Here is a 25,598-nt window from a genome sequence, read left to right on the forward strand (position 1 = left end):
TAAACTAATTTTATTGGATAATTTTTAAAAATTCTTGCTCTAATTCATTCATTTGTCCATACCCGTTTTCACGCGTTTGACGACCAAGAATATACAATAATATCCAACAAAAAAACATTAGTCCTATCACTATAAAGTCAGATGTAATACTTTTCTTTAACATATAATCAGAAATAGCAAACATCATAAAGACAATAAAAACCCCAGCTACCATGAAGTGCATAAAAATAAAAAATGTCCACATCGTTTGAGCGGGTCCAAACAATCCTCGGAGATGAGTAGCTTGCCCATTACTTCCTTCTTTTTCTTCCAACTCTATTGTTAGATATGGTGACCAATAACGTTGTTTTAAACCTCCTATCGTAAATTGTATATGATTTCTTCTTATTTTCATTACATAATCTGGAGAGATTTGACTTTTATAATCAATAAATTTTTGTCTTACCCCCTCAACTGTTTCGTCAATGTCTTTATAAAATCGTAGTCGTAGGTTAATAGTGTTTTCAGTTTCCATTTTTAGTTTATTTCGATTAGAGGGGAACCAAGATAAGAAAATTATTAAAAACTAATAAAACTCACTTCTTTTTTTAAAAATCATTTTTTACAACAAAAAAATAACATTAAAAGATATTCAAAAAAATCTACACAACACACAAACTTAAACATGAGAAGAAATCAAAAAACCAAAATATTTTAACTCCTAGCTTGTTTAAATAAAAAATGTTGAATCTTTTTTTGAATATCTCGTAACTGTATCAAAAAGTATATTTTACATTCAAACCTCCAAAAAAGGTTGCTTTTAAAGGTGCAGGAATGTACGCATCAGGCATTTGATTAACAAAAATCATTTGGTAATACTGTACATTAGTAATATTATTAACTCCTGAAAAAACATCTAAATCTAGGTGATTGATTACATTTACTTTTAAGCCTAATTTAGCGTGTAATAAATTATATTTATCCGCAGTTGCAATTTGTAAATTTGGATTTGTTCTATCTACAGGAACATATCCAAAATTAGCAGTTCCTCTATGATTAAACGTTACGTTACCATAGATTCCCAATTTAGTCAGAAAATCTATACCTGCATTAGCAACCCATTTAGGGGTTCCTAATACACTCAAACCTGAAAAATCGTAAACATTTTGAGCAATGTTAGCCCCAGTTGTGGTTCTACTAAATTTATACTCTTGGTATGTAAAGTCAGAATAAGTCCCGTTTACAAATGGTGCAAATGATTTTAGAAAACCATTTGTTGTTTTTATCATTTCAAATTTTAGATTACCTTCTACCCCTTTATGCAGCTGGCTTCCTCCGTTAATCATATAAGTATACAACTTAGTTATATTGGCTGGATCTGTAACTGAAACGGTTGACATTTTATCTTTAAAATTTGTTCTAAAAGCGGCCAATTCAAATCCTAAACGTCCTTCTAGAAGCTTTCCTTTTGTACCTACCTCCCATTGTTCTCCAATTTCTGGACGTAAATTACTATTGACCTGATTGATTTCAGGGATAAATAAATAACCGCTCACAGGCGCTTTATACGCTTTGTTATAAGAAGCATAAACTGATACTGATTTATAAAATACTTTACTAATAGCTACTTTTGGAGAATACATATCTCTATAAGATACATTAAAGTTTAATGGTTTACTGTTTTGAGTTACTTGCGGATTTCCTGAAAGATTGTAGATATAAGGAAATCTGTCATTAGAATCTATTCCCATATAGTTTGAGCTAATACCAGCTGTTAGAGCAAAATCATAAGGCAAATTAAAAGTCCATTCAGTAAATACAGAATTTGTTTTTGAGGAAACGTATAAATTACTTCTTAAAAGACCTATAGTATTATATCCCTCTGCATTTACAGGATTCCCCATAGGATATGCCAGTGTTTGTGCGTTTTGCATTTGCATTTCAACTCCTGTAATTCCTGACAATTTAAACTCATTACCTAAATCCCATTTGCTATCAAAGGTAGAACGAAAGCCATAATTTACTGGTAATTTATCGGTCCATCCTCCAGCAGAACTTACATTACTACTAATTCCTGAACCAAAAACAGAAGTGGAATTACTCAGGTTTTTATATATTTGATAAAAATGATTCAGTCCTGCTCTGAAACTAATGACATTACTATGTGCATTATTTTTTATATAAGCTGGATTTCCTGAATAATCTAAATTTTGATACTGAGCTATTGTCAGTTCTCCATTTCTTTCCTCATAACTATTGGTATATCCTACATACGCATTGATTTTTTGCTTGTTACTTAAGCCAAAATCAGCAAAAATATTTACAAAATCTTTTTTAGAAGCTGTATGATTCATAAAACCATCATACTTTTGGTTTCCGTAATTAACTAAAAAAGATGATTTTTCACTCCCCACAGCTATTTGAGATGTCAATCGTCTTAAACCATAGCTACCAAACATGGTATTTTGAGAAATAGAGGTTTTTCCTGCCTCTGGTTTAATTGTTTTTAAATTTACAGCACCTGCAATAGCCAATCCGTATAATGATCCTGCTGGTCCTTTTAGAACTTCAACTTCTCCAATTGAATTAAAGTCAATATCATCCATTAAAGTAATTCCTTCAGCATCTGTTACCGGAATATTATTTAAATACACTTTTACTCCTTGTGAATCAAAATTACTATTAGTCCCATTAGTTCCTCGCGCGCCATTTCCATATCCGCGAATATTAAACGTTTGTCCTGCTGATACTGTACGACGTTGCATAAACATTCCTGGTATGTTTGTATTTACAGCATCATCAAAAAACAAACCTGTACCACGTTGAATTTCTTTGGTTTCTAATTTAGAAATAGACGCAGCTTGTTTTAATAATGTCTTATCTGATTGCGAAGTAGCTGTAATTTCTACTTCATTTAATTTATTAATTTCTATATTTTTCTTATTATCTTGAGAAATAGCTTGAATTGAAGTAAGTCCCAATAAAACTACTCCTATTTTATTTTTAATTTTCATGTATACTTAACTTATTTAAAAAAATTATCATACTAGATTTAGCTAACACTTTAGCTAAATACTAAATGAGATAAACAAAGATCTAAATAAAGCTAAACGCTTTTTTATCCTATTTGTCTATCAATATATTATTTTCAATAAAATAGATTGAGGTAAAACTATCAACCTATTAAATAAGTATACTCTGGTGGAGGTGGTTCTATTGATTGTTTATTTTGTAAATAATTCATTAAATCATCCATGTTTAATTTTACTTTCCGACAATCTGAGTAATTATTTAGCAAAACAAACGCTATATTTTCTTGATAGTACAAAAAATTGATTTTTAACCTTTGGTTCTTATTCTTTGCTCCTGTATTACTCTTTTCCTTATAATCTTTTGTTCTGTTGAGATAATTTTTTTCGATTTTATCATTAATCAATTTTAAAACCACAAATCCATTATCTGATTTTATTTTAACAATATCATGAAGTTCTTTATTAATTATAATTTCATGATCTGAAATTCTTTTTTTAAGAAATTCTCTAAAAGTCAATTTTATCGTAAAACAATCATTTTCAGAATATTCCTCCAACACAACTAATTTTAAAAAACTTTGTTTAATTTCAAAAATAGAACTCACTATCCCAGCATGCATGAGTATAATAAAAGCAAGCAATAATAGGATATTTTTTCTCATTTAAACTTTTTGTGGGAGAAGCAAATATATAAAAATCAGATCCATGGAAAGATAATTTTATCAAAAAGAATGTGTAACCAGTTTGTTTTTTTTACCTTTGCGGACTGAAAAATTGAAAAATGAATAATATCGTAGCCATTGTAGGGAGACCTAATGTAGGGAAATCAACTTTTTTTAACCGATTAATTCAACGTCGTGAAGCTATTGTGGATTCTGTTGCAGGAGTAACACGTGATCGTATTTATGGTAAAAGTGAATGGAATGGAAAAGAGTTTTCTGTAATTGACACGGGTGGTTATATTAAGGGTTCTGATGATATTTTTGAAGGAGAAATTCGTAAACAGGTAGAATTAGCCATTGACGAAGCTGATGCTATTATTTTTGTAGTAGACGTAGAAGAAGGAGTAACCCCTATGGATATGGAAGTAGCTAATTTACTTCGTAAAGTTGACAAACCTGTTTTAGTAGCTGTTAACAAAGTAGATAACGCCATGCGTATGGGTGATGCTGTTGAATTTTACTCTTTAGGTTTAGGAGAATACCACACTATTGCGGGTATGAATGGTAGTGGAACAGGAGAATTACTAGACAAATTAGTAGAAGTATTACCCGAATTACCAGAAGTTATAGAAGAAGAAAATCCATTACCTCGTTTTTGTGTAGTAGGTCGTCCTAACGCTGGAAAATCTTCATTTATCAATGCGTTAATTGGTGAGGATCGTTTTGTGGTAACAGATATTGCAGGTACTACGCGTGATGCTATTGACACAAAATACAATCGTTTCGGTTTTGAGTTCAACCTAGTTGATACAGCAGGTATACGTCGTAAATCAAAAGTAAAAGAAGATTTAGAATTTTACTCTGTAATGCGTTCTGTTCGCGCTATTGAACATAGTGACGTTTGTATTTTAATGATAGATGCAACTCGTGGTTTTGAAGGACAAGATCAAAATATTTTTTGGTTAGCTGAAAAAAATCGCAAAGGAATTGTTATTTTAGTTAACAAATGGGACTTAGTTGAAAAAGACACAATGACCACAAAATTATACGAAGCTAAAATTCGTGAAGAAATAGCCCCTTTTACAGATGTACCTATCATTTTCGTCTCGGCATTGACAAAACAGCGTTTACTTAAGGCATTAGAAGCTGCTGTTCAGGTGTATGAAAACAAAAAACAACGCATTCCTACCTCTAAATTCAATGAGTATATGCTTAATATTATTGAACACATGCCACCTCCAGCACTAAAAGGCAAGTACATAAAAATCAAATACTGTATGCAATTACCAACACAATCACCACAGTTTGTGTTCTTTGCTAACTTACCTCAATATGTAAAAGATCCATACAAACGTTTCTTAGAAAATAAAATCCGAAATAACTGGAACTTTGAAGGTGTGCCAATTGATATTTATATAAGAGAAAAGTAAAATAAAACCTTCTTTATTTAAAAGCCATTGCTTCTTTTTAGCAGTGGCTTTTTTTATTTTTAACAACTTCCTACCTCAAAAACCAAGCTATTTATCCCCTATAATACAAAAACAAAACACAGGGTAGAATAGTATCTCTTGTTGTTAAATAAATACAAAAACAATAAATAAAATACAAATAAATTGCATTATCTATAAATAAAAAACCAAAAAACAGAATTATGAAAAAAACATTAATCCTAATTAGCCTCTTATTAAATATTGGCGGGAGCTTATATGCTCAAATCCTAGAATGTGGAACAAAAGAACAAAACGAAATTACACAAAGACAAAATCCTGATGCTTTAAAAAAAAGAAATGAATTTGAAATCTTTACAAAAAAATTTGTACATGATTTACGTAAAAACAAAAATGTAAAAAACAATGCTTTGGCTACTAATTACATTATTCCTGTCGTATTTCATATTTATGGTACTACCCAAAGTGGAAAAAGTGTTACCTATGACAAAATTGTTAACGCGTTAAATGCTGTTAATAATGATTTTAATGGACTTAATGATGACTTCAATAGTGTTGAACCTTTTTTTCAACCTCGTCGAGCAACATTAAACATTCAATTTAGACTAGCCAAAATTGATCCTAATGGAGGCAACACCACAGGAGTTGTTTTTCATACAACAAAAAATGGGTACGGAAATGGAGGCGGATATGACGATCAAATTGCAGCAGATGCTTGGGACAACAAAAAATACGTAAACGTTTATATCCAAAATGATTTATATAATCAAAATATTTACAACAACTCTGGAGTAGCCTGGTATCCCGATATAAATATGACCAATAGAAATACCGCCAGAATAGTATTTAATGGCGCTTATCTCTTGGGTAACACAGATAAAGAATTTTCTTCTACTCTTACCCATGAATTTGGTCATTTTTTTAACTTAATTCATACATTTGAAGATGGTTGTACTGGAACGGATCAAGTAGACGACACACCAAAAGAAGATGCTAAACATGCCTTGAGCTGTACCCCTGGTACAAATTGTGATGGAGACAAAGTAAATATCGAAAATTACATGGGATATAACGGAGCAAGAGGCTGTTACAAAATGTTTACCAGAGGTCAAGTTGACCGAATGATTGCAGCAATGCAACACGAAGCAAGAATTACTCTTTGGCAAAATTCAAATTTATTAGCTACAGGCGTATATGACAACCAACTAGCATCAATTATTGCTCCATTAAGCCTCTACAAAGAAAACATAAACAACAATGGTACTTTCTCACAAATAAATGAATTAAGCCTAACAGCAGGAAAAACTTTTTCATTATCCTCTGGAAAACTTATTCAAGGAACCCATTATACTTTAACCAATTTCCCTCAAGGTTTAAATCCTATCATAACCATAAATAGTAATTCTAAAGCAACTCTTACATTAGAAGGTTCTGCACAAAACCATCAGACTAACCATAATATTTTAGCAAGTATCCAATTTTTACCCGCTGCTTTTTCTGGAGGTACTAACAACTTAATATCTGACAAATTAAACATTAAATTTGAATTTATTGATCCTTATGGTATATTTTTAGCTAAAGGACAACCAAACTGGATGGCAACACCTAGTCAAACATGGCTTTTCTTTAATACAGAAAAAGGAGACGATACTTCCTATGGATTTTGGCTATTTGAAACGGATAAATACAAATTAGAAACTTACGGAAAGCGATTAATTTGCAATCCAAACACAAGAAATATTAGCCGTTTAACAAAAGGAACTGAAATAAATGGTTCTTCTAATTTTACAGCACCTGGAGCCTATCCTAATCAGCTAGACATCATTAATCCGTCTTATAATGATTGGAAAGGACAAATAGGATATATTGGCTATGAATACAAAATAGATGGCAATACTTGCTATGGCTATTTTAAAGTAGAGCCTATTAGTGGCTCTGAAGGGTATAGAATTACAGAATACGCTTACAACACACAACCTGGAGCTCCCATAAAAGCAGGTGAAAAAGATCTACAATCTTTAACATCTCCTTCAAACCTTACTTCTGCTATCAATAACAATACTATTGTTCTAAACTGGATTGATAAAAATACAACAGAAGATGGTTTTTATCTAGAAAAATCAACTAATGGAGGAGCTTATCAGCTAATTGCCTCCTTACCACCTAATACTTATACGTATTCAGACAAACTTATTAATGTAGGCATTACTTACAAATATAGAATAAGTGCTTACAAAGGAACTGAAAAATCAAGCTATTCTAATGAAACAATAATTACAGCTCCTAGTGATTATGTAGATTATTGTAAAGTTAGCGCAAGAAATACTTATGAATATATTAAATCCATTAAATTAAGTTCTTTTACAAATACTTCTGGAGCGGATTATGAAGGATATGGTAATTATGTATCTAAAACAATTAGTTTAAAATCAGGAGAACAAGTAACCACAGTACTTACCCCCGGTTTTAATCCTTCTGCTTCTGATGAAGCATGGACAATTTGGATTGACTATAACGACAATAAACAATTTGAAAATTCAGAAATCGTCTTAAAAACATCCCTAACAAACAAAGAATATACAGGTACTTTTTCAATTCCTTTAACCGCAAAAGGTACTTTCCGTATGCGTATCATAATGCGCTATAATGATATTAGCAATATTCCTTGTGGTTATATTAACGATGGAGAAATTGAAGACTACACCGTACAAATACAAGAACAAAATACTACCTTAGAAACACCTTATGCTTATTTAAATGGTGGAATCTCCAAAAATGGATTTTATGCTTTATGGAACAAAGTACCTAACGCTAGTAAATATGAGGTACAATTAAATACCTCTGGTACTTGGTACACAGTAGGAACTTCAACTAGTTATTATTTATATGTGGCAAAACCTGGATCTAGCACACAATTTCAATTTAAAGTAAAAGCTCTTAATTCTACAGGAGAAAGTAATTGGAGTACTCCTGTAAATGTAACCTTACCTTTATCAGGACCTATAAATACAAAAGAATCTAAATTTATTATAGCACCAAACCCTGCTACCGATCAAGTAACATTTTCAATACCTGAAAGCATTTCTAACGATAGTCGCATAGAAATCTATAATAACTTAGGTCAGCTTGTAAGAATAACACAACAAATGGAAAATTATTCCATTCAAAATTTACCCAGAGGAACCTACCAAGTTAAACTAATTTCTAAAGAAAAAGTAGAAGATAGTAAACATTTATTTTTAAAATAATAAACTCTTTTATTCATTAATCCTCAGGATTAAACAGTGGGTGTCTAAAAAGTAGCAACTTAAACTTCAATTACCAGAGAAGTTACATTATCCGTATTATCTGATTGGTTTTTGCTTATTCACTTCGTTCAAACCTCTCTTTCATCATAGGATGACAACATTGCAAACTTTTAGGACACCCTCTATTATATAACACCCCATTATAATATTCTGATTCCATCTAACTAACGAGTCAAAAATTTACTCTTAGCCTTAATTATATCTGCCACAGGTTTATTTTCAATTTTACTTTCCAACCACGAAATAATATCTAAATAAAGAAAAGCTCTTTTTTCATAAGAATGACTTTCAAATGACTTTAATTTTGCATGTAGTTTTTTGAACTCATTTTTTAATTGATGAGGATAAATTTCACCCAAATTTTTTAAAAACTTAATCATTTCTCTTTGAACTTCATGTAACTCATTCATTTTAATAAGAAACTTATAAGTAGCTTTTAATTGTTTTTCAAGTTGATAATCCATACACGCCTCATAATGCGCCACTAAATTCAAAATCCTAGAAAAACACATGAGGTCTTCCCGCATGCTTAGGTTTTTATTATCTATAATTTTAGTTAAATATTCTATACACTTTTTATTATTGTTTGTTCCAAAATGTAAACACGCTATTTTATAATAAAAAACCATTATATGATGATCATCAATCGTGTTTTTGTACAGGTTTATTAATGTTTCTACTTCTTCTATAAGCAAAAGCCCTTCCTTAAAAGTTCCTTCTAAAAAATGCAAATTAAACTTATTGTTATAAATACATAAAAAAGCAAGCGAGTTTATATTATCATTTTTAGGAAAAGAATCCGATTGAATTGTCTGTTCAATCCGGTATAAAGTAGTTTTAAAACTTGACTTATATTTAATCAAGTACAAACATTCTAATAAATAAGTAGCTCCCTTTAAAAACCATACAGGATTAATATATATTTGATGTTCGTTTTCATAAAATAAACCAATCCACTTAGTAGAGTATTTATAACAGCTCAAAAAATCTTGAACAAGCAAATGTTTCCATAAAAATGTTTTATAAAGCCATAATTTTTCTCTAAATCCCAACTCTTCATATTTATAATTTGGAACATTTTTATTAAAAAAATCTGTTATCTCTCTCATTTCTTCATCACTCTTGGCATAACCACTTTTGAGCATAATACTATAAAGCTGAAGAGATAAATTAGACAATTTACTAGCAATTACGTTTTGTATACTAAGTTCTTTTGCCTGAATAGCCAGTTCATCTGCTCTATTAATAATACTACGAGTTATATACTGAGATTCTATTACTTTTTCTAACTCAACAATTTCATACGCTATATTTTTTTCTTCATTTTCAACTGCCATACTTTTGGCTTTATCAAGAATTTTCAAACTTTGTTTATACAGCCCTTTTTGATACAAAATGGTTGCAAAATCTAATTGTTCCCTTATCAAAATACGTATATTTTGATTAATAGGATTTAATCGTAAACTAACTAAAATTTGCCTATACAAATGAGCCTTCAGATTAGACAATTGAAGTTTTGTTACGATCTTACTTCTCAATATTTCCTCTTCATCATATTCTACCATTTTATCTAGCAAATTAAAAAGAGATAAAAATTTCGCATCCGTATTAACACCTAATCTATTAACATATAGTTTAAAATGTCTTTTTTCAGATTTTGAAAGCGAATGAATTAGAATATGCAAATTATCTTTTGTAGGGTTAGACATTGTAATTTATTTTTCATTAAATACTTACTATTAAAGCACTTACACTTCTTTCATCACTCCTTAGATATTGTAAAATCAAAGTTTTAAAATCAATTTAATGCTTACACAAAATATAAATTCGTTATCAAAAATTAAAATGTTTTATGGAAAATCAGAAAATAAAAATTTTTGACACAACTCTTCGCGATGGTGAACAGGTACCAGGATGTAAGCTAAATAAGAGGCAAAAATTAGCAATTGCTTCTCGTTTAGATGAACTAGGAGTTGATGTAATTGAAGCAGGTTTTCCTGTTTCTAGTCCAGGAGACTTTGAAGCTGTAGATGCTATTTCTAAATTAGTCAAAAACGCAACCGTATGCGGTTTAACACGGGCTATAAAACAAGATATAGAAATCGCTGTAAGAGCATTAGAAAAAGCTAAAAAACCTCGTATTCATACAGGCATAGGAACCTCTGATTCGCATATAAAATATAAATTCAACGCAAGTAAAGATGAAATTATTGAACGAGCAGTAGAAGCCGTTGCCTTCGCTAAAAAGTTTGTAGACGATGTCGAATTTTATGCCGAAGATGCTGGAAGAACAAATAATGAATTTCTTGCTCTAATTTGTAGTGAAGTCGTAAGCGCAGGTGCTACCGTTTTAAACATACCTGACACAACAGGCTATTGCTTACCTGACGAATACGGTGCTAAAATAAAATATCTAAAAGAAAACGTAAAAGGAATAGACAATGCTATATTGTCTTGTCATTGCCATAATGATCTGGGTTTAGCTACTGCTAATTCAGTAGCAGGAATCATTAACGGTGCCAAACAAATAGAATGTACTATAAACGGTATTGGAGAAAGAGCCGGTAATACATCTTTAGAAGAAGTCGTAATGATTTTACGCCAGCATCCCGATTTAGGTTTTACAACTAATATAAACTCTAAATTACTATATGAAATGAGTCAACTAGTTTCTGAACAAATGGGAATGGTAGTCCAACCAAATAAAGCAATCGTGGGATCCAATGCCTTTGCCCATAGTTCAGGCATTCATCAAGATGGAGTAATCAAAAATAGAGAAACTTACGAAATTATAAACCCAAATGACGTAGGCGTAAATGAGTCATCAATCATTCTTACAGCAAGAAGTGGACGAGCAGCATTAGCCTATCGCGCCAAAAAAATTGGTTATGAATTAACCAAACTACAATTAGACAAAGTCTATCTAGAATTCTTAAAATTTGCCGATAGAAAAAAAGAAGTAGTAGATGAAGATGTACACAAAATTATTGAATTAAGTAAAATTAGAATATTTGCCTAATGAAAAAGAAAACCTTATTTGACAAAGTATGGGATAGCCACGTGGTGAGTACAATACCTAACGGCCCTCAAATTTTATATATAGACACCCATTTAATACACGAAGTAACAAGTCCTCAAGCATTTGCTGAATTAGAAGATCGTAACATTTCTATTTTTAGACCCAATCAAATTGTAGCTACTGCAGATCATAATGTTCCTACTTTTAATCAACATCTCCCCATCAAAGATGAATTATCAAAACAACAAGTAGAACAATTGACAAAAAATTGTAAAAAAAACAATATTACACTTTATGGTTTAGGTCATCAATATCAAGGAATTGTTCACGTAATAGCCCCCGAATTAGGAATTACACTACCTGGAATGACTATGGTATGTGGTGATAGCCACACCTCCACTCATGGAGCCTTTGGAACGATTGCTTTTGGAATTGGCACAAGTCAGGTAGCACAGGTTTTTGCAAGTCAATGTCTACTATTAAACAAACCTAAAAGCTTACGTATTACTGTAAATGGTATACTCGCGAAAAATGTAACCCCTAAAGATGTTATCTTATACATAATTTCCAAAATAGGCACCAATGCAGGAACAGGATATTTTTGTGAATATGCTGGAAGTGTTTTTAGAGAAATGTCTATGGAAGGACGTATGACCGTTTGTAACATGAGTATAGAAATGGGAGCTAGAGGAGGCATGATCGCTCCTGACGCAACTACCTTTGAATATATACAAGGAAGAAAATTTGCTCCAAAAGGAAACGAATTAAAAGAAAAAATAGACTATTGGAAAACCTTAGTAACAGACGAAGAAGCTGTTTTTGACAAAGAATATCATTTTGATGCTCAAGATATTGCACCAATGATTACCTACGGAACAAATCCTGGTATGGGAATAAAAATAACCGAAACAGTTCCGTTTATAAACAACGATCCTTCTTTTGATAAAGCTATAGAATATATGGGATTTAGCAAAGGTGAATATTTACTGAACAAAATAATTAATTATGTCTTTATTGGTAGTTGTACTAACTCCAGAATTGAAGATTTTAGAGCTGTAGCTCACTATATAAAAGGAAAACAAAAAGCATCAAATGTATATGCACTAATTGTTCCTGGATCACAACAAGTAGCTATACAAATTAAAGAAGAAGGTTTGTCTAAAATTTTTGAAGAAGCAGGTTTTCAAATTAGACAACCTGGATGCTCTGCTTGCCTAGCTATGAATGAGGATAAAATTCCAGCAGGAGAATACTGTGTTTCTACTTCTAATAGAAATTTTGAAGGAAGACAAGGACAAGGCGCAAGAACATTATTAACCAGTCCCGTTCTAGCCGCAGCAATTGCAATTGAAGGTAAAATTGTAATGGCACAAATCTAAAAAAGAAAATATGGAAAAGTTTACAAAATTAATATCTAGAGCAGTACCCCTAACAGTAGAAAATATAGATACAGACCAAATTATACCTGCTCGTTTTCTAAAAGTAACAAACAAAATTGGTTTTGGAAACCATCTATTTAAAGATTGGCGTTTTGATAATCAAAATAACCCCATTAATTCTTTCATATTAAATAATTCTGATTATTCAGGCAGTATTTTAGTTGCCGGAGATAATTTTGGTTGTGGTAGTAGTAGAGAACACGCCGCTTGGGCATTAACTGATTATGGTTTTAAAGTCATCGTTTCTAGCTATTTTGCTGATATTTTTAAAGGTAATGCCCTAAACAATGGTTTATTACCTGTACAAGTAACTCCTGTCTTTTTAAATGAAACTTTAAACTTATTAAAAACAAACCCTCAAGCCCTAATTGAAATTAATCTAGAAACACAAACTATTACAGTTACAGACCTATCTAAAACGGAAAACTTTGAAATAGATCCTTATAAAAAAATCTGTATGATAAATGGTTATGATGATATTGATTTTTTGATAAGTCATAAAAATAAAATTGAAGCCTTTGAAAAATCAAGAAACTTATCTTATCATAAAATAACAATATAAAGTTAAACAAGTATGGAAATAAAAATAGCATTATTATCAGGAGACGGCATTGGTCCTGAGGTAACAAAACAAGCAGTTAAAGCACTAAAAGCTATAGAAGAAATATATAATCATACATTCTATTTTACAGAAGCTCCAGTAGGAGCCCTAGCAATTGATGAAACAGGTAATCCTCTACCTGAAGCAACCTTAAAACTATGCAAAGATAGTCATGCCGTTCTTTTTGGAGCCATAGGCGATCCCAAATACGATCATGATCCTACAGCAAAAGTAAGACCTGAACAAGGTCTTCTAAAGCTAAGAAAAGAACTAGGACTATTTGCAAACATTCGTCCTATCAAAACCTATGATACATTACTAGACAAATCCCCTTTAAAAAAAGAAATTATTCAGGGAACTGATATGATTATTTATAGAGAGCTTACAGGAGGTATTTATTTTGGTGAAAAAAAATTAAATGAAACCGGTACTATTGCATCTGATTTATGTAAATATACAAAAGAAGAAATAGAAAGAATTACTCATCTTGCTTTTAAAGCAGCCTATACAAGAAAAAAACATGTTACTTTGGTAGATAAAGCCAATGTATTAGAATCCTCTAGACTTTGGAGAAAAGTAGTCACGGAAATAGCTAAAGATTATCCCGATATAACGTTAGATTTTTTATTTGTAGATAATGCAGCTATGCAAATAATATTAAATCCAAGCTCATTTGATGTTATTCTAACAGAAAACATGTTTGGAGATATTATTTCAGACGAAGGCAGCGTAATAGGAGGATCCATTGGCCTATTAGCTTCTGCTTCAATAGGAAACAAAAACGCTTTATTTGAACCCATTCATGGATCTTATCCTCAAGCTAAAGGAAAAGGTATAGCGAACCCCATTGCGTCTATCTTAAGTGCAGCTATGCTTTTAGAGCATTTTGGTTTGTACGAGGAAAGTACTACTATTAATAAAGCTGTAGATAAAGCCTTACAATCAAAAATAGTAACCGTAGATTTAAATAAAGATTTAAATTATTCAACGGAAGTTGTTGGAGATACTATTGCTGAATTTATCCTGAATAAAGATATTGAAATCGTTAATTTTGAAAATTTAAAAATAGGTAAATCCGTACTTATTTAGTATTCTAATTCATTATGTTTAACCCTATTTATGCGTTAGACTTTGTGATGAAAAGGAAAAAAGCAAAGAAGATAAAATGGACAGATATTTTTAAAATCGTACTATTTTTAAACTTTGAAATTTCCTCATAATACTATTTTTTTAACCTTGAGACTGTCCAAAAAGTTTACAATCTTTTCATTTCGACCAAAGGGAGAAATTACATAATATTGATTATGAGACTCTTCCTTACAAAAGGAACAAACTGTATATTGATTTAGGCACTATCCTACAAAAGCAATAAAAATTAGTGTTGATTCTTGATGTGCTTCGCGCTCGAACTAATGATGATTTCAATTATATACTCAACCGTTTGTTCGAGTTGTTTTAACCCAAATTACGCATTAGAGAATTTTAAAAAAACTTTATTGATTCCCTAATACTTTATTTTTTTAAAAACTAGAATTGATAAAAATTAAAACATTTTATTTCAATGAGTTATAAAAATTAATTTTTCTAATGCGTAATCTGAGTTTAAAATAAAAAAAAAGATCGAGAATTTTTCTTTTTAATCCAGTATATTTTAAATTTAAATGGCATCAAAGATCTTTTATTTGTAATAATTTTTTAATATACAAATGTGTATGAATCTTTTTTAAAATTAAAATAAAATTTGAAAGGGTTCGACTTTAAAAAAGTGAACCCCTTCTTTTTAACCCAACTTAAAACAAATTTTTCTTTTAACCAGTCTACTTTTTATTTTACCATAAAACAAACGATTAACTCAATTGAAATTGACCAATAGATATAGAATGGGACTTATTAGCTATAATTTCAGAAACTATTTTTCCTGTAGCAGGTGCTAAACTTAATCCCATCATGCCGTGTCCTGTTGCTAAAATTACATTTTGAATACTTTTATCTCTGGCAATTATCGGCATACCTGACGGAGTACAAGGACGAAAACCATACCATATATCTTGATTTTCAGGCATTTTTACTTTCATTTCAGGATAGAAAGTGTTTACTGTATTAACAATACCTTGTAATCTGTTCCGATTTATTTTTGTATCTCCTGTATGAGTAATTTCCATGGTACCACCAAAACGAATATCATTATTCATAGGAGTAACAGCTACTTTTCCTTCACATAAAATAGAAGGAATTTGAGGTTTTTTTTCTTTATCTAATAAAGTAAAACTGTATCCTTTTCCTGGTAAAAGAGAAATACCTGTTCCTATTTTTTTAGCTAAACTAGGACTCCATGCCCCTGTCGCAATTACAACTTCGTCTGTACTAAAATTTCCTTTAGAAGTAATTATCTGACTTACTTTTTCGTTCGTTAGAACAAAATCCATCACGCTACAATTACTATGAATTTTTATTTCTTTTTTAGCTAATTCTTCTTTTATGTATGCTATGAATTTTTGAGGATATAAATGCGAATCGCATTTATAATGAACTCCCCCTAAAATATCTAGTTTCGTTCCTTGTTCTAAACTTTCTACTTCTGATTTTGATAAGAATTCGACTTCTAACCCTAATTTTTTAGCTTCTTCTCCTTCATGCACAATTTCCGCACCTGTTTTATCTGTTTTAAACAACATTAAAAGTCCTTTTTCTTCATAGTAAAAGGAATTACTTTTACTTGCTAAATCTTTATAAAGTTCTTTACTTAACAGAGACAAATTTCGAAGAGCTGGTTTTGCTTTTTCTACATGTTGTTTTGTGGCATTTTTATAAAATTTCCACCCCCATTTCAACAAATCAACATCAAAACGAGGTTGGATATAAAAGGGACTTTTACTATCAAACATCCATTTAACGCCTTGTGCAATCATACCTGGTTGTGCAAGGGGAATAACGTGAGAGGGCACTATCATTCCTGCATTTCCATAGGAGCAACCGTCTGTTAGATCAGAACTGTCAAATATTTCTACCTCATATCCTTCTTCTGTCAAATAATAAGCAGTACATAACCCAATAATACCGCCTCCTATTATACTTATTTTTTTCATTTTTTAATACTTTTGAGATTTGGGATATTTAAAAAAAATGCTTAGCAAATTTATTTTCACTATACTTTCCTAATTTTTAATTCTATTTATATTACCTGAAATCCATGAGCGTATGGATCATCATCATCAATAATAATGTTGTTATAACCATAAACTTTAGCCCATCCTTGAATACTTGGTACAATTGCGGGTATAGAACCTATATTGGTTTCTTCAACTACTCGTCCGATGAATTTACTACCAATAAAGCTTTCGTGTATAAATTCTTCATCTTTTTTTAAGATTCCTTTTGCATGTAATTGCGCCATTCGAGCAGAGGTTCCTGTACCGCAAGGGGAACGATCTATTGCTTTGTCTCCATAAAATACAGCGTTTCTTCCTGAAGAACTTGAATCAATTGGAGTACCTGTCCATAATAGGTGGCTTACATCTCTAATTGTATTATTTTCTGGATGTATAAATTGGTTTTGATATTTTTCATTTATACGCGCACGAACCACTTGACTGTATTGTATTATTTTACTTGCGGTAAAATTTTGTATCCCACTAAAATTTTTTTGTGGATCAACTATGGCGTAATAGTTTCCTCCATAAGCTACGTCAAATACTATTTCACCCAATTCAGGACATTCTATCGTTAAATCTTGCGCTGCTAAATAGGATTTTACATTTGTAAGGCGTACCCACTCTACTTTTTTGTCAATTTGTTTGTATTCTATTTGCACAAGACCTGCTGGTGCTTCCATTCTAATTTTTCCTGGATTTTTTGGCGTAACTAATCCCTCTTCAACAGCTATGGTAATTGTACCTATAGTGCCGTGACCGCACATGGGTAAACATCCTGAGGTTTCTATAAACAAAATTCCAAAATCATTTTCTGGATCAACAGGAGGGTATAAGATACTACCACTCATCATATCATGACCTCTGGGTTCAAACATTAGTCCTTTTCGAATCCAATCGTACTCTTTTAAAAAATGTTGTCTTTTTTCGCTCATGTTTGCTCCCTTTAAATCAGGACCACCACCAGCTACAACCCTTACGGGATTTCCGCAGGTATGTGCATCTACACAAAAAAAAGTTTTTCTTCCCATTGCTTACGCTGTAATAAAAGCTGTTGTTATTTCTAATTGATCATTTACGGTTCTTGAAATTCCTAATGGGTTTTCATTTTTTAATTCTTCTGGTAATAATTCGTTAGGCCAATTTTGATAACTTATAGGTCTTACCCAACGTTTTACGGCATGAATACCTACCGCTGTAAATCTTGAATCAGATGAGGCTGGATAAGGACCACCATGTAGCATAGACGCACAAACCTCAACTCCGGTTGGCACACCGTTAAAGATTAAACGTCCAACTCTTCCTTTTAACGCTTCTACTACCTCTCTATATTGACTTAGTTCTTTTGATTCTGCGATAATTGTTCCTGTTAATTGTCCTTCTAGGCTGTTTATAACCATTGCCATTTGCTCTTTCGTTTCGCAAACTACTAGTACTGAAAATGGTCCAAATACTTCATGACTTAATGTTTTATTCTTTAAAAATTCTGTTGCATTAACCCTTAATACGGTTTGAGGAGCATAATTAGGTTTTGTTTTACCCTCATAAATAGCTAAAATTTCTACTCCTTTTTGTAAACTTAATTCTTGTTGTCCTTCGTCATAATTTTTTCTAATAGAATAATGTAACATACAAGAAGGTGCTATTTGTAAAATTTCGGATGCTAATTCGGATGCAAAAGAGTTTAATTCTGGGCTTTCTAATCCAATTATTAAACCTGGATTTGTGCAGAACTGTCCTGTTCCTAAAGTAATGGAACTTGCATATTGTTTAGCCCAAAAAGAGGTGTTATTTCTTAGTTCGTTAGGTAATAATACAACAGGATTAATACTTCCCATTTCTGCAAATACAGGAATGGGCTCGGGACGTTGTGCCGCTAGATTAAAAAGTGTTCTACCTCCAATAATGCTCCCTGTGAACCCAACAGCTTTAATTAATGGGTGTTTTACTAATGTAGTCCCTAGAGTTATACCGTTTCCTATTAAATTAGAAAAAACACCTTCGGGCATTCCTGTTTTCTGTGCCGCTTTTAATACAGCGGAAGCTACTAATTCCCCCGTTCCTATGTGCATAGAATGGCTTTTCACTATTACAGGGCATCCTGCTGCTAATGCGGAAGCAGTATCTCCTCCTGCTGTTGAAAAAGCGAAAGGAAAATTACTTGATCCAAAAACAGCTACTGGTCCCAAAGGATGAAGCATTTTTCTTAAATCTACTTTAGGTACGGGGTGTCTATCAGGAACTGCTGTATCAATAGTTGCTTCTACCCAACTTCCTTCTTCAAGCATTTGAGCAAAAGCACGAAGTTGTCCTATTGTTCTTCCTCTTTCTCCCTCGGCTCTTCCTCTTGGTAAACCTGATTCTTGAACATACACTTCTAAAACAGCATCTCCTAAAGCTAGTATTTCATCTGCAATTGCATTTAAAAATAAGGCTTTTTTCTTACCTGAAAAATTTTTGTATTCTTGATACGCTTTATGCGCTAGTTGAACAGCTTGTTCTATTTCTTCAGTTGTTGCTTCTATAAAATTCCAATCGTTATCTTGGTTAAGTTCCGGATTAAACGTTTTTAAAATTTTAGAACCACTTGCAACTAAATGGCTTCCTATATAATTTTTCCCAGTAATCATATTTCGTTTTTTTTATTTAATAAAGCAACCTACAAGATTTTACTTGTAGGTTAAGATAGCTTCAGAAAAACATTATCAACCTTATGAAAAGAAGCCTATCAACTAAACTTTATTAAAATATGTTGTTTACATTTGTTTACACTACTTCTGTTGCTACGGACAGGTTTTTATAATCTGGTAAAACAGGTCTTGTTTTTAATCCTTCCGCTATAATTGTTAAAACCTTTTCTTTTTCTGCTCCTGCTAAAGCCAAACGAGGTGCCCTAACGTATTCCGTTCCTATACCTGTTGCTACTTCGGCTAATTTTATATTTTGTACTAATTGAGGACTTATATCTAATTCTAGCAAAGGTAAAAACCACCTGTAAATTGCTATGGCTTCTTCTATTCTACCTGCTTTTGCTAATTTGTAAATAGCTACTGTTTCTGCGGGAAAAGCGTCTACTAATCCTGCTACCCATCCGTCAGCTCCCATAAGTAAGCTTTCTAAAGCTAGCGTATCTACTCCTGATAATATTTTTAATCTATCTCCAAAACGATTTTTAATTCGAGTAACGTTAGAAATATCTCTTGTTGATTCTTTAACTGCTTGTATGTTATCAAATTTTAACAATTCTTCAAACATATCTAAGGTTACTTCAATTTTATAATCTACTGGGTTATTATATACCATAATGGGTAATGATGTGCTTTTAGCAACCTCAGAAAAAAACATCACGGTTTCATAATCGGTTGCTTTGTATCGCATAGGAGGTAACATCATTAATCCTCTAGCCCCATCTAATTCGGCTTTATTAGCGGCTTCTATAGCTCCTCTGGTTGTTTGTTCTGCTATATTCATTATAACAGGTACTTGACCTTTTACAACACGAACTGTTTCTCGAATAAGTTCTCTTTTTTCTTCTTCAAATAAAGTACTTGCTTCTCCTAGGGTTCCTCCTAAAATAATCCCTTCTGCTCCTGCATCAAGTTGTGCCTTGATGTTTATTTCAAACATATTCAAGTCAAGCTTATCATCTGCTGTAAATTTTGTAGTAACTGCTGGCATTACGCCTTTCCATTGAAAACTCATAATTGCTGTTTTTTGACAAAATTATTTTGAATATCATCAAGGCAATAATCAGTTTTTAGCTTAAAATGATACTATATTATCCATTATTAAAAATAATACTCAAAAAAAATGATAATAATACATTGAAATTATAAATTTGAGTAAACCAAGTACCTACTTATGAAAGTATTTCCTTTTAAAATACCAAAGGCAAAAGAAGAAGCTATCATTTATCAGTTTGACAAAGAGTTGATCTTATATGATAAACTTCATCAACACGAAGAAATTCAAATTAGTTATATTGAAAAAGGGGAAGGAACAATAATAGTGGGCGATACAATATCTGAATATAACGCTGGAGATATTATTGTTTTTGGAAGTAATTTGCCACATGTTTTTAAAAGTGAGATAAACAAGGAGGAGGAATTAAGTTTAGTACATTCTATCTTTTTTGACGCTACTGTAATCAAAGAAAGCTTACAAGTACTCCCTGAATCTACTCAAATACTCAATTTTTTAGAGGATACTCGTAATGGATATAAGGTATTGTCTAAAAAAGAAAAAATATATTCGATTATATTCGATTTATCTACTGCTAAAGATACGACCAAGTTTATTAAATTTTTGCAATTATTAAATAAACTTACTTTTTCTAAAAAAAAATCACTTTCGTCTTTTAGGTATAATAAAGACATTACTGATTCCGAAGGCAAACGTATGCAAGTTGTATATGAATTTGTAATGAATAATTTTGATAAGAAAATATCATTAGAAGAAATTGCGAATATAGCTAATATGACTAAAAATGCCTTTTGTAGGTATTTTAAAGTAAGAACAAATAAAACTTTTTTTCAATTCTTGATTGAATTGCGTATAGAAAAAGCTTCTCGTATATTGACATCAAACCATGAAATAAGTGTTGTAGAAATTGCGGAACTCACGGGGTTTAATAATATTTCTAATTTTAATAGAAAGTTTAAAGAAATTAAAAAAACATCACCCATGAATTATAGAAAACGATTTAAAAACTAATTTTTTTGTTAATTCAGGTTTACAACTATATTTTCTTTTATGTCATATCATATAAGTGGTTAATATTAAACCATAGTAGGTTAATATACTATTTTTTTTGATTTTCTATTTCTATGATTTTTGATTAAAATTTTTAAAATGAAATATTCTTGTTTTTTATCCATTGTCTTGTTTTCTCTTTTTAGTCTTAATTGTACTGCTCAAGAAAAATCAAATTTATTTTTAAAACTTCAAGAAGTTTTTAATAAAGCTAGTATTGAAAAGATAAATAATCTTAAGGATTTTACGGAATCTTATAAAATTGTTTTAGATGAACCTTTAGATCATAATGATTTATCAAAAGGAACTTTTAAGCATTGTATTTATCTTTCTCATAAAGATTATTCTAAGCCTATGGTAGTTGAAACAGAGGGTTATAATGCTCATTATGAAAAAAAAGAATTATCTTCGTTATTAGATACTAATCAATTAATAATAGAATATCGTTTTTACGGTGATTCTAGACCTAATCTTATTCCTTGGAAGTTTTTAACGAATAATCAAGCAATAGAGGATTGCCATCAGATAGTTGAAAAATTAAAAAAAATATATACTGGCAAATGGATTTCTACAGGTATTAGTAAAGGAGGAGAAACCACACTTATCTATAAGTCTAAATATCCTAATGACATAGATGTGGCTATCCCTTACGTTGCTCCCATGATAAACGGTACGGAAGACGAACGAACTATAAAACATTATAACACCACCGTTGGTACTCCTGAATGCAGAAACTCAATCATACAAATACAAAGACTCTTAATGCTTAATAGAACGGCTATTGAAACAGAAGTTGCTTCCTATGCGAAGAAAAATAACCTAACTTTTAATGAAGTCCCTATTTCTGAAGCTTTTGAGTATGCTGTTTTAGAATTGCCTTTTTCTTTTTGGCAATGGAATGGGAATTGTGATAAGATCCCTTCACTTAATTCCTCTTCAAAAGAATTATTTGATTATTTAAATAATATTGTAGGTTTTGAAGTCTATTCGGACAAAGGTGTTTACCGTCTTTTACCTTCTTTCTATCAACATTTTACAGAATTAGGGTATTATGGTTTTGATCTAAATCCAGTAAAAGATTTACTACGTATTGTTAAATCGTCTAGTAACAATAGATTTACTCCTCGAAATATTGATTTAAAATATGATAAATTATACATTAAACAGGTACGCGATTATATAGAAAAGAAAGGTTCTAAAATAATATATATTTATGGTGGATTAGATCCTTGGTATGCTTGCGCTCCCACTCCTAATGAAAAATTAGATGCTCTAAAAATGGTACTCCCTCAAGGAACACATGCTACGCGAATTAAACATTTTTCAAAAGAAGATCAGCAAAAAATCATGAATATATTAACAAAATGGTTAAAATAGTATTTAATAAACAAGGCATTAGAAAAATTGAACTAACGCCTTGTTTTAAAGGGTCTTTAACTTACCAGTTGAGTAAAAAGATCATGGGTTTCATTTAAATATCTATATTCAAAATGATTGATTTTCATCTTGCTTTTGATAGTTTCTATATCTTCAGGTTTTTTTAATTCTAAACCTACAATAACAGGTCCTTTTTCTCGGTTGTTTTTTTTAGCAAATTGAAAATAAGTTATATCATCTTCTTCCCCTAAAATTTTATTTACAAATTCTTTTAAAGCGCCTGGACGTTGTGGAAATTGAATCATAAAATAATGTTTTAATCCTTCGTATAATAGCGAACGTTCTTTTATTTCCTCTGTGCGTTCTATATCATTATTACTGCCACTTATAATGCAAACTACTTTTTTGTTTTTTATTTTTTCATTATATAAATCAAGGGCTGCAATAGATAAAGCGCCTGCTGGTTCTACCACTAATGCTTCTTCGTTATACAATTTTAGTATGGTCGTACAAACTTTTCCTTCTGGGACGAGTATAATATCATCTAATGTATTTTTGCAGACTTGATAAGTAAGATTCCCTACTTGTTTGACTGCGGCACCATCAACAAATTTATCTATTGAGTCTAACGCACTGGTATTACCTTGATCAATAGCTGTTTTCATAGAAGGAGCACCTAGAGGCTCAACTCCTATTATTTTTGTGTGTGGACTCAGTTCTTTAAAAACAGTTACAATACCTGAAGCAAATCCTCCTCCTCCTATTGGCACAAAAACGTAATCTATTGGTTTTGTAGATTGTTCTAAAATTTCTAAAGCGACTGTTCCTTGACCTGCTATTACTTTTTGGTCATCAAATGGGTGAATAAATGTTTTATTATTTTTATTACAGTCTTCTATTGCTTTTTGATAGGCATCATCAAAGGTATCACCTACTAGTATGATTTCTATATATGATTGACCAAATAATTGTACTTGTTTAATTTTTTGTTTTGGAGTGGTTTTGGGCATATATATCTTCCCAAAAATCTTTAAGTAATTACATGAAAAAGCAACTCCTTGAGCATGATTACCCGCACTTGCACAAACGATTCCTTTTTGACGCTCTTTCTCATTTAACGAACTAATTTTATTATAAGCTCCTCTTATTTTAAAAGAACGGACGGTTTGTAAATCTTCTCTTTTTAAATATACATGGGCTTGATATTGTGTTGATATATTTATACTCTGAAGCAGAGGAGTTGTTAATACAACTCCTCTTAATTGATTTTTAGCGGATATAATTTCTTCATACAAGTTCATACTGATGTCTTTTGTTTGAATTAGAATAATCTCCTACTACTGTTTTCATGGCAGTCATGGCAGCACGTAATTTGGCTCCACAAATTTCAATCGAATGATTTCTAATCATCGTATTTGTGGTCACTAGTTCAAAATTATCTACTTTTTTATTGTTTTTATCAGTGTATTCTTTCCCCATTAAATTAACATCTATTTTTTTCATAAAATCAGACAATAATGGTTTACAAGCATGGTCAAACAAATAACATCCGTATTCTGCTGTATCAGAAATTACCCGATTCATTTCAAACAATTTTTTACGAGCAATCGTATTAGCTATTAGGGGTGCTTCATGTAAGGACTCATAATAAGCAGATTCTTCTTTTATTCCTGCTTTAACCATTGTCTCATAAGCTAATTCTACACCCGATTTTACAAAAGCAACCATAAGGGTCGCTTTATCAAAATATTCTTGTTCTGTAATTTCTAAAGCGGTAGCGGGCGTTTTTTCAAAAGCTGTTTCAGCTGTAGCTGCTCTCCATGAAAGTAATTTTTTATCATCTTCTGCCCAATCTTTCATCATTGTTTTAGAGAATTTACCAGATAGAATATCATCCATGTGTTTATTAAATAAAGGAGTCATTATTTCTTTTAATTCTTCAGATAATTTAAAAGCTTCTATTTTTGCTGCATTTGAAAGACGATCCATCATATTGGTAATTCCTCCAATTTTTAAGGCTTCTGTAATTACTTCCCAGCCATATTGTACTAGTTTAGAAGCGTAACTTGGTTCTATTCCTTTTTCAATCATTTTATCAAAACATAAAATAGATCCTGTTTGAAGTAATCCGCAAAGTATGGTTTGTTCTCCCATTAAATCAGATTTTACTTCTGCTACAAATGACGATTTTAGTACTCCTGCATGATGACCTCCTGTGCCCACACAATATGCTTTTGCTATTTCTAGTCCGTCTTGATTGGGGTCATTTTCTGTGTGTACTGCTATTAATGTAGGAACTCCAAAACCTCTTAAATATTCATTACGTAATTCAGATCCAGGAGATTTAGGAGCAATCATAACAACTGTAATATCTTCTCTAATTTTAATTCCTTCTTCTACGATATTAAAACCATGGGAATAAGAAAGACAAGCTCCTCTTTTCATTAAGGGTAGTACTTTCGTTACAACATTTGTATGTTGCTTATCTGGTGTTAAATTAGAAACTAAATCAGCTGTTGGTATTAATTCTTCAAAAGTTCCTACTTCAAACCCATTAGAAGTTGCTTTTATAAAAGATTCTCTTTTATTTTCTATGGCTTCTTTACGAAGTGCGTATGTTACATTTAATCCGCTATCTCTTAGGTTTTGTCCTTGTGCTAATCCTTGTGCGCCGCAACCAATAATTACAATTTTTTTATCAACAAGTTTATTTACTCCTTCTATAAATTCTTCTTTATCCATGAATTCACATTTTGCTAATTCTTGTACTTTAAGTCTGTGTGGCAACGTATTGAAATAATTTTCCATAATATTTATATTCTTTATTGTATT

The 25,598-nt window shown here is 31.3% G+C and carries 18 protein-coding genes; 8 read left to right on the forward strand and 10 right to left on the reverse strand.

Features of this window, described 5'->3' with window-relative positions:
- Positions 1–10 precede the first annotated feature (10 nt).
- From ACUXZJ_RS00490 to ACUXZJ_RS00500, 3 genes are all read right to left on the reverse strand, one after another.
- Entirely contained in the window at positions 11–514 is a 504-nt protein-coding gene (locus ACUXZJ_RS00490; protein WP_446195525.1) for a hypothetical protein, read from the reverse strand.
- 241 nt (positions 515–755) lie between these two features.
- Positions 756–2,993, reverse strand: a complete 2,238-nt coding sequence (locus ACUXZJ_RS00495; protein ID WP_163444322.1) for a TonB-dependent receptor — start codon at positions 2,991–2,993, stop codon at positions 756–758.
- Between the two features lie 161 nt (positions 2,994–3,154).
- On the reverse strand, positions 3,155–3,673 hold the full coding sequence (locus ACUXZJ_RS00500; RefSeq protein ID WP_060382957.1) for a hypothetical protein: 519 nt from the start codon (positions 3,671–3,673) through the stop codon (positions 3,155–3,157).
- Between the two features lie 119 nt (positions 3,674–3,792).
- Between ACUXZJ_RS00500 and der the strand changes: the two genes are divergently transcribed.
- The gene (der, locus tag ACUXZJ_RS00505) at positions 3,793–5,103 is read left to right on the forward strand and encodes a ribosome biogenesis GTPase Der (RefSeq protein WP_060382958.1); all 1,311 of its coding nucleotides are present in this window, start codon (positions 3,793–3,795) and stop codon (positions 5,101–5,103) included.
- A 221-nt stretch (positions 5,104–5,324) separates the two neighbouring features.
- Positions 5,325–8,369 carry a M43 family zinc metalloprotease gene (locus ACUXZJ_RS00510; RefSeq protein ID WP_060382959.1) on the forward strand — a complete coding sequence of 1,015 codons (3,045 nt, stop codon included), beginning with the start codon at positions 5,325–5,327 and terminating at the stop codon, positions 8,367–8,369.
- Positions 8,370–8,593: 224 nt separating this feature from the next.
- Here the strand turns inward: ACUXZJ_RS00510 and ACUXZJ_RS00515 are convergent, their stop codons facing one another.
- Positions 8,594–10,138 carry a hypothetical protein gene (locus ACUXZJ_RS00515; protein WP_060382960.1) on the reverse strand — a complete coding sequence of 515 codons (1,545 nt, stop codon included), beginning with the start codon at positions 10,136–10,138 and terminating at the stop codon, positions 8,594–8,596.
- 143 nt (positions 10,139–10,281) lie between these two features.
- Here ACUXZJ_RS00515 and ACUXZJ_RS00520 point away from each other — a divergent pair, with 143 nt between their 5' ends.
- From ACUXZJ_RS00520 to leuB, 4 genes are read left to right on the forward strand one after another with little or no spacing between them, the layout of a single operon-like run.
- On the forward strand, positions 10,282–11,448 hold the full coding sequence (locus tag ACUXZJ_RS00520; RefSeq protein WP_060382961.1) for a 2-isopropylmalate synthase: 1,167 nt from the start codon (positions 10,282–10,284) through the stop codon (positions 11,446–11,448).
- Complete coding sequence (gene leuC / locus ACUXZJ_RS00525; RefSeq protein ID WP_060382962.1) at positions 11,448–12,827, forward strand: 3-isopropylmalate dehydratase large subunit; 1,380 nt, start codon at positions 11,448–11,450, stop codon at positions 12,825–12,827. Before ACUXZJ_RS00520 ends, leuC begins: the two co-directional genes overlap by 1 nt.
- Positions 12,828–12,837: 10 nt before the next feature.
- Entirely contained in the window at positions 12,838–13,449 is a 612-nt protein-coding gene (gene leuD, locus ACUXZJ_RS00530) for a 3-isopropylmalate dehydratase small subunit (RefSeq protein WP_060382963.1), read from the forward strand.
- 12 nt (positions 13,450–13,461) lie between these two features.
- On the forward strand, positions 13,462–14,577 hold the full coding sequence (gene leuB, locus ACUXZJ_RS00535; RefSeq protein WP_060382964.1) for a 3-isopropylmalate dehydrogenase: 1,116 nt from the start codon (positions 13,462–13,464) through the stop codon (positions 14,575–14,577).
- 758 nt (positions 14,578–15,335) lie between these two features.
- Here leuB and ACUXZJ_RS00540 read toward each other — a convergent pair.
- From ACUXZJ_RS00540 to ACUXZJ_RS00555, 4 genes are all read right to left on the reverse strand, one after another.
- On the reverse strand, positions 15,336–16,574 hold the full coding sequence (locus ACUXZJ_RS00540) for an NAD(P)/FAD-dependent oxidoreductase (RefSeq protein ID WP_060382965.1): 1,239 nt from the start codon (positions 16,572–16,574) through the stop codon (positions 15,336–15,338).
- An 86-nt stretch (positions 16,575–16,660) separates the two neighbouring features.
- Positions 16,661–17,668, reverse strand: coding sequence for a 4-hydroxyproline epimerase (locus ACUXZJ_RS00545; protein ID WP_060382966.1), 1,008 nt, complete (start codon positions 17,666–17,668; stop codon positions 16,661–16,663).
- A gap of 3 nt (positions 17,669–17,671) precedes the next feature.
- The gene (locus tag ACUXZJ_RS00550; protein WP_063743162.1) at positions 17,672–19,267 is read right to left on the reverse strand and encodes an aldehyde dehydrogenase (NADP(+)); all 1,596 of its coding nucleotides are present in this window, start codon (positions 19,265–19,267) and stop codon (positions 17,672–17,674) included.
- 136 nt (positions 19,268–19,403) lie between these two features.
- On the reverse strand, positions 19,404–20,339 hold the full coding sequence (locus tag ACUXZJ_RS00555) for a dihydrodipicolinate synthase family protein (RefSeq protein ID WP_063743163.1): 936 nt from the start codon (positions 20,337–20,339) through the stop codon (positions 19,404–19,406).
- Between the two features lie 159 nt (positions 20,340–20,498).
- Here ACUXZJ_RS00555 and ACUXZJ_RS00560 point away from each other — a divergent pair, with 159 nt between their 5' ends.
- Both ACUXZJ_RS00560 and ACUXZJ_RS00565 read left to right on the forward strand, forming a co-directional pair.
- The gene (locus tag ACUXZJ_RS00560; protein ID WP_063743164.1) at positions 20,499–21,350 is read left to right on the forward strand and encodes an AraC family transcriptional regulator; all 852 of its coding nucleotides are present in this window, start codon (positions 20,499–20,501) and stop codon (positions 21,348–21,350) included.
- Positions 21,351–21,488: 138 nt separating this feature from the next.
- Positions 21,489–22,766 carry a S28 family serine protease gene (locus ACUXZJ_RS00565; protein WP_063743166.1) on the forward strand — a complete coding sequence of 426 codons (1,278 nt, stop codon included), beginning with the start codon at positions 21,489–21,491 and terminating at the stop codon, positions 22,764–22,766.
- 56 nt (positions 22,767–22,822) lie between these two features.
- On the opposite strand, the gene ilvA is transcribed toward ACUXZJ_RS00565, so the two are convergent.
- Complete coding sequence (gene ilvA, locus ACUXZJ_RS00570; protein ID WP_063743168.1) at positions 22,823–24,067, reverse strand: threonine ammonia-lyase IlvA; 1,245 nt, start codon at positions 24,065–24,067, stop codon at positions 22,823–22,825.
- A complete protein-coding gene (gene ilvC, locus ACUXZJ_RS00575) occupies positions 24,054–25,574 on the reverse strand; it encodes a ketol-acid reductoisomerase (RefSeq protein ID WP_063743170.1) in 1,521 nt (506 codons plus the stop codon). The genes ilvA and ilvC overlap by 14 nt, the downstream gene beginning before the upstream one ends.
- Positions 25,575–25,598 lie beyond the last annotated feature (24 nt).

This window comes from Flavobacterium sp. TN-1 (genome assembly GCF_052828645.1).

Excerpts from the sequence above, each read along its gene's own strand:
- ACUXZJ_RS00490 (WP_446195525.1), bottom strand. The coding sequence starts at position 514 with ATGGAAACTGAAAACACTATTAACCTACGACTACGATTTTATAAAGAC.
- ACUXZJ_RS00495 (WP_163444322.1), bottom strand. The coding sequence starts at position 2,993 with ATGAAAATTAAAAATAAAATAGGAGTAGTTTTATTGGGACTTACTTCA.
- ACUXZJ_RS00500 (WP_060382957.1), bottom strand. The coding sequence starts at position 3,673 with ATGAGAAAAAATATCCTATTATTGCTTGCTTTTATTATACTCATGCAT.
- der (WP_060382958.1), top strand. The coding sequence starts at position 3,793 with ATGAATAATATCGTAGCCATTGTAGGGAGACCTAATGTAGGGAAATCA.
- ACUXZJ_RS00510 (WP_060382959.1), top strand. The coding sequence starts at position 5,325 with ATGAAAAAAACATTAATCCTAATTAGCCTCTTATTAAATATTGGCGGG.
- ACUXZJ_RS00515 (WP_060382960.1), bottom strand. The coding sequence starts at position 10,138 with ATGTCTAACCCTACAAAAGATAATTTGCATATTCTAATTCATTCGCTT.
- ACUXZJ_RS00520 (WP_060382961.1), top strand. The coding sequence starts at position 10,282 with ATGGAAAATCAGAAAATAAAAATTTTTGACACAACTCTTCGCGATGGT.
- leuC (WP_060382962.1), top strand. The coding sequence starts at position 11,448 with ATGAAAAAGAAAACCTTATTTGACAAAGTATGGGATAGCCACGTGGTG.
- leuD (WP_060382963.1), top strand. The coding sequence starts at position 12,838 with ATGGAAAAGTTTACAAAATTAATATCTAGAGCAGTACCCCTAACAGTA.
- leuB (WP_060382964.1), top strand. The coding sequence starts at position 13,462 with ATGGAAATAAAAATAGCATTATTATCAGGAGACGGCATTGGTCCTGAG.
- ACUXZJ_RS00540 (WP_060382965.1), bottom strand. The coding sequence starts at position 16,574 with ATGAAAAAAATAAGTATAATAGGAGGCGGTATTATTGGGTTATGTACT.
- ACUXZJ_RS00545 (WP_060382966.1), bottom strand. The coding sequence starts at position 17,668 with ATGGGAAGAAAAACTTTTTTTTGTGTAGATGCACATACCTGCGGAAAT.
- ACUXZJ_RS00550 (WP_063743162.1), bottom strand. The coding sequence starts at position 19,267 with ATGATTACTGGGAAAAATTATATAGGAAGCCATTTAGTTGCAAGTGGT.
- ACUXZJ_RS00555 (WP_063743163.1), bottom strand. The coding sequence starts at position 20,339 with ATGAGTTTTCAATGGAAAGGCGTAATGCCAGCAGTTACTACAAAATTT.
- ACUXZJ_RS00560 (WP_063743164.1), top strand. The coding sequence starts at position 20,499 with ATGAAAGTATTTCCTTTTAAAATACCAAAGGCAAAAGAAGAAGCTATC.
- ACUXZJ_RS00565 (WP_063743166.1), top strand. The coding sequence starts at position 21,489 with ATGAAATATTCTTGTTTTTTATCCATTGTCTTGTTTTCTCTTTTTAGT.
- ilvA (WP_063743168.1), bottom strand. The coding sequence starts at position 24,067 with ATGAACTTGTATGAAGAAATTATATCCGCTAAAAATCAATTAAGAGGA.
- ilvC (WP_063743170.1), bottom strand. The coding sequence starts at position 25,574 with ATGGAAAATTATTTCAATACGTTGCCACACAGACTTAAAGTACAAGAA.